This is a genomic window from Acidovorax sp. KPB24-07, from assembly GCF_057543315.1.
Genome location: NZ_BAAJYS010000630.1, coordinates 1 through 1427 on the forward strand (window position 1 = coordinate 1; position 1427 = coordinate 1427).

The window sequence follows — 1427 nt, forward strand, 5'->3', positions numbered from 1 at the left end:
CCGGTGGCCAGCGCCAGGCCGGCCGCGGCCGCGCCACGCAGCACGCCGCGGCGCTGCAAAGGGGAATGGTTCATGGTGTCTGTCTCCTGTCGTTGTGGGTCTTTGTCATGCATGCAAGGAAGGCGCGCTCATGGCGCCGGTGCCATCTGACCCGCGGGGCGAAAGGCTCGGGCGCTTTCCTTCATGGCGCGCACCGGCCTTTTTTTTTTCTGCCCCGCTCACACCGCCTCAGTCCCGGCACAGGCTCTCGATGTCTCCCGACATCGGCACGCGGCCCTGCGCCAGCAGGCCGCGGTGTTTGTCGATCCGCTTGAGATCGTAGAGATAGTTGACCATCAGGCCGAACGATTGCTTGAGGCCCTTGGACGACGGGTCGCCCGCCCAATTCAGGCGCTCCACGCGCGCGCCGTTGCCCAGGTGAAAGCGCGCCACCGGGTCCACCGGCTTGCCCTCTTGCAGCTCGCGCCCCAGGTAGCGCGCGGCGCACTGCAGCAGCAGCTGGCGCACGGGCGATTTCGGGGGCAGCTCCAGCGCCTTGTCGGCCGCGGCCAGCACGTGGGCGGCCTGGGGCGGCTCGAACCCCACGGCCTTGCCCAGCTCGGCACGGCGCTTGTCATCGAGCGCATCGAGCGCGGCGGCGCAGTGCTTGGACAGCCACGAACGGAATCCCGGGATCGGCGACAGCGTGGCGAAGGTGCGCAGGCGCGGAAACTCCGCGTTCAGCGTCTCCACCACGTGCTTGATGAGCGAATCGCCGAAGCTCACGCCGCGCAGCCCCGTCTGCGTGTTGCTGATCGAGTAGAAGATCGCCGTGGTCGCCTTCGACAGGTCGGACGGCGCCGCGCCCTCGTCCAGCAGCGGCGTGATGCTGCTGGACAGGTCGGCCACCAGCGCCACCTCCACGAAGATCAGCGGCTCGTTGGGCAGGCGCGGGTGGAAGAAGCCGTAGCAGCGCCGGTCGCTGTCCAGCCGGTTCTTCAGGTCCGCCCAGCTGCGGATGTCGTGCACCGCCTCGTACTTGATGAGCTTTTCGATCAGCGAGGCGGGCGAATCCCACGACAGGCGCTTCAGCTCCAGGAACGCCACGTCGAACCAGGTGGAAAACAGCTGCTCCAGCTCGGCATCGAGCGCGAGCAGCCGCTTGTCGCCCTTGAGCTGCGGCAGCAGCTCGGCCCGCAGGTCGAGCAGAAAGCGCATGCCGTTCGGAAACACCGCAAAGCGCTGCAGCAGCCGCGTGCGCGGCGACACCAGCGCGCGGCGCAGGTGGATCTCGGCATGGGCCTCCTCGGCCGTGCCGGCCGCCGCCTCGTAGCGCTGGCGCGCCGACTTGAAACGCGTGGCGTCGGGCGCGAACTGCTCGCACAGCAGCAGCCACATGTCGCGGCGCTCCTCGGGCTCGGCCGCGTGGTACCAGGCGGCGACGGCCT

At 69.0% G+C, this 1427-nt stretch carries 1 protein-coding gene; it reads right to left on the reverse strand.

Going from position 1 to position 1427, the window contains the following annotated elements; genetic code table 11:
- Window positions 1-228: 228 nt before the first annotated feature.
- Window positions 229-1427 (reverse strand): malonyl-CoA decarboxylase (locus AC27IQ_RS24545; RefSeq protein WP_487091142.1); only part of this gene is annotated, 1199 nt, incomplete at its 5' end.